The sequence below is a fragment of the Kineococcus sp. G2 genome (assembly GCF_037154035.1).
Classification (GTDB): Bacteria; Actinomycetota; Actinomycetes; order Actinomycetales; family Kineococcaceae; genus Kineococcus.
This window is the reverse complement of record NZ_JBBBEM010000149.1, coordinates 1-3,117: the sequence shown is the minus strand read 5'-3', so window position 1 is coordinate 3,117 and position 3,117 is coordinate 1. Positions and strand designations below refer to the sequence as shown.

The window sequence follows — 3,117 nt, the reverse complement described above, 5'->3', positions numbered from 1 at the left end:
CGTGCCCCACATGAAGACGGCAGAGAAGCCGTGACGCTTCATCTGTCGGTGGGATTGCGCCCAGTCAGTGCGCCCCTCTTTTCGCGCGGACGCTGACGGAGCCAGTGCTGGCCCGGAACCAGTCCAGCAGGCCCTGCCGCCCTGCCGGCCCAGACGGTCGAGCACGGCGCCGTGCAGCTCGTCTCACACGCCGACCTCCTGCCACTGGCGCAGGCGCCGCCAGCACGTCCAGCCCGATCCGTAACCCAGCTCTAGGGGCAGCTTGGCCCAACCGATGCCGGTGCTGAGCACGAAGACGATGTCCTCGAGCACCGCCCGGTCCTCGTGGCGAGGGCGGCCGGTGCGCCCACGCGGTGCCGGTGGCGGCGGTGGGATGAGCGGCTCGAGCAGCTCCCACAGCTTATCGGTGATCAGCTGACGAGGCCGGGCACTGGCGTCGGTGGCCATGTCGACCAGGCTGCGCCTGGCGCAGCGCGACACGCCAGAGCCTCAGACCAACTTCTGCAACGGGCAGTAATCATTGCGCAATTCCACCGGGCACCAGTGATCGGTCCGGAGTAGGAGTCGGCGCGCACCATCGAGTCGTTCTCCGAGCGGCCTCGCTGCGGAGTGGCGGCAGTGTCGGTCTGGTCCGCGGTGACCTCCGCGCCACGAGATCGACTCGCTCAGTGGGTCGAACCATCATCTTGCGAATCGTCCACCGAGACGGTTCCCGAGGCGCCGCTGGCGTCCATGGAGACATCGAAGTGACGGATGAAGCCCTCGACGGGTCCGCGGAACCAGTCGTGCGCGCCTCGAACCACGTCCTCAGGCCACTCCCACCAGCGGATGGCGAGCAGGCGCTCGATGACGTCGTCCGCGAACCGCCGGCGCAGTTCTCGGGCCGGCACTCCACCCACAACTGTGTAAGGCGGCACGTCTCGGAGGACGAGTGATCTTGCTCCGATGATGGAGCCTGGCCCCACGTTGACCTGGCCGAGAATCGTGGCGCCGTAACCCACCCAGACGTCGTCTGCGATGCGGAGACGTTCACCTCGAGTATCGCTCGCTGGCTCATCGTAGGGCTCGTCGGGTACCAGGATCCCCATGGGAAAGGTCGATGCAGCATCCATCCTGTGACGGCCCCGAGGTGCCACGTCGAGTTCCTCACCGTCAGGCCCGTACCAGCGGCCGTTGGGCAGCAGGATCCGGACCTCGTTAGCGATCGAGCAGTAACCTCCGATCTCGATCTGCTCGAGGGGCTCGTAGGTCAGTGCCAGCGTGCCGCGAGCGCTGTAGGTCGCGGGCCCGACCAGCACGGTTCCTGGGCCGGCTACGGTGGCACCGAAGTCGCGCGTCGTTCGTCGTGCCTCCACCCGGAGCACTCCAGCCTCGCTCACGTGTGCTGGGGCTGTTCCGGCGTGCTGAATGGCGGCGTGGATGAGTCGCCGCACCGGATCGTCAACCGGCTCGTCCGGCAGGGACTCGACGAGCGTGCGAGCCGAAGCACCTGCTACCACCGCGTACGGCGCCGGGTCAGCGGGTGAGGCGAAGCTCGCCCTCCCCGACCGGGCGGCGGACGAGAGGAGGGTCGCTATGGCGTTCGAGGACGGTGCGCTCTCGGTCCCGCCGATCCACAGCCAGTCCCCGTTCGTCGCCTGTACTCCTGCTCGCAGCGCTTCGGGGCGTCCTGCTCCGGGGGCGTGGATCACCGAGGCGCCCTCCACACCGGCGAGGAACCTCGCGACGTCGTCGCGTGGAGATGCGTTGAGGACGACCACGTCGAGTTCTACGCCGGACGCTTCCGCGACGTCGATGGCGTCCGCCAGAGCTCGCACCGAGGCTGCCACGGACTCCAGGATGGTGTCCGCGAGGAGGAGGACGCTGAATGACATAGTGTGAGCATAGCGATACGGATGTTCGGTCACTCGGGTCGCTGGAGGAGCAGGTAACGGCTCTCAGTGACTGTTTCAGATGTCGCTGCAGGTGGGCCACGCTGGCGCCGTGGCTGTCGACCGCAAGGCGTACCCCTCCGACCTCAGCGATGCGGAGTGGGAGCTGATCGAGCCACTGCTGCCGAAGCAGGGACGAATGGGCAGACCCCGCCAGGACCTGCGCGAGGTGCTCAACGGGATCTTCTACGTGATCGACAACGAGGCGAAGTGGCGGGCGATGCCGCACGACCTGCCCGCCTGGGAGACGTGCTACCGGTGGATGCGCCGCCTGGAAGGCGACAGCAGCTGGCAGAAGATGGTCGATGAGGTGCGGGTGCTGGATCGCCTGGGAAAAGGCGCACCGTCGCGGCGACGGCCTTCGTCATCGACTCCCAGTCCGTCCGCAGCAGCGAAGCAGGCCGCGGGCGCTCCTACGACGCGGGCAAGAGGGTCAACGGATGCAAGCGGATGACCGCCGTGGACACCGAGGGCAACCTGCTCGCGGTGCAGATCACCGGTGGGGTGATCAGCGAGACCGCCGGCGGCACTGACCTGCTGGGCGAGCTGTCCGAGCAGTTCCCGGACCTGCGTCAGGTCTGGTGCGATCAAGGCTTCCGCCGGAGCTTCACCGATCGTGCCGCCGAGCTGGGCATCACCGCCACGGTGATCAGTCGCCGGCCCGGTAGCGTCGGCTTCCACGTCCTGCCCCGGCGCTGGGTGGTGGAGCGCTTCTTCGCCTGGATCAGCCGGGCACGCCGCTTGGCCCGCGACTTCGAACGGCTGATGGGCACGGCGATCACCGTGGTCGAGGTCGCCTACGTGCGGATGACGCTGCGCCGGCTGACCAGGACGGCGCAGCCCTCAGCACACATCTGAAACAGTCACTCAGTGGATGCGTGATCTGACGTGCTGCCGAAGGGCAGCCCTCGAGATCAGTCTGAAGGTGATGCTGCGCCGCCTCTTCGAGTCGTGATCGTCTCATCGATCTGTGATCATCAGATCCGATGGACTGTTGGGAGGGCCCTGCCCGCGCAGGATGTAATGACCAGGGCGCTCCTGTAGGAGCTGGATCGGCACGCCCTGGTCATCAGGGCCGCCAGGAGGATCTCTCGAGCTCCTCGTCGCCGGCAGAAGGAGCATTCACCCAATCGATGCATCGGAAGGGTTCAGGTCCTGCTGGTGAGGGCCGATGAAGTGGGTGGCT

3 protein-coding genes and 1 pseudogene are annotated in these 3,117 nt (G+C 67.1%); 2 read left to right on the top strand and 2 right to left on the bottom strand.

Translation table 11 applies throughout. The features are described 5' to 3' along the window. Positions 1 to 41 precede the first annotated feature (41 nt). Positions 42 to 447, bottom strand: a pseudogene (locus tag V9U69_RS19230) (transposase); the annotation flags it as partial. 218 nt (positions 448 to 665) lie between these two features. Next, a complete protein-coding gene (locus V9U69_RS19225) occupies positions 666 to 1,874 on the bottom strand; it encodes a CatB-related O-acetyltransferase (RefSeq protein WP_337063517.1) in 1,209 nt (402 codons plus the stop codon). Positions 1,875 to 1,983: 109 nt separating this feature from the next. On the opposite strand from V9U69_RS19225, the gene V9U69_RS19220 reads away from it, so the two are divergent. Beyond that, positions 1,984 to 2,385 (top strand): transposase, encoded by a 402-nt coding sequence (locus V9U69_RS19220; RefSeq protein WP_337063515.1) that lies wholly within the window; start codon positions 1,984 to 1,986, stop codon positions 2,383 to 2,385. Beyond that, the gene (locus V9U69_RS19215) at positions 2,298 to 2,789 is read left to right on the top strand and encodes a transposase (protein ID WP_337063519.1); all 492 of its coding nucleotides are present in this window, start codon (positions 2,298 to 2,300) and stop codon (positions 2,787 to 2,789) included. The genes V9U69_RS19220 and V9U69_RS19215 overlap by 88 nt, the downstream gene beginning before the upstream one ends. The last annotated feature ends 328 nt before the right edge of the window (positions 2,790 to 3,117 follow it).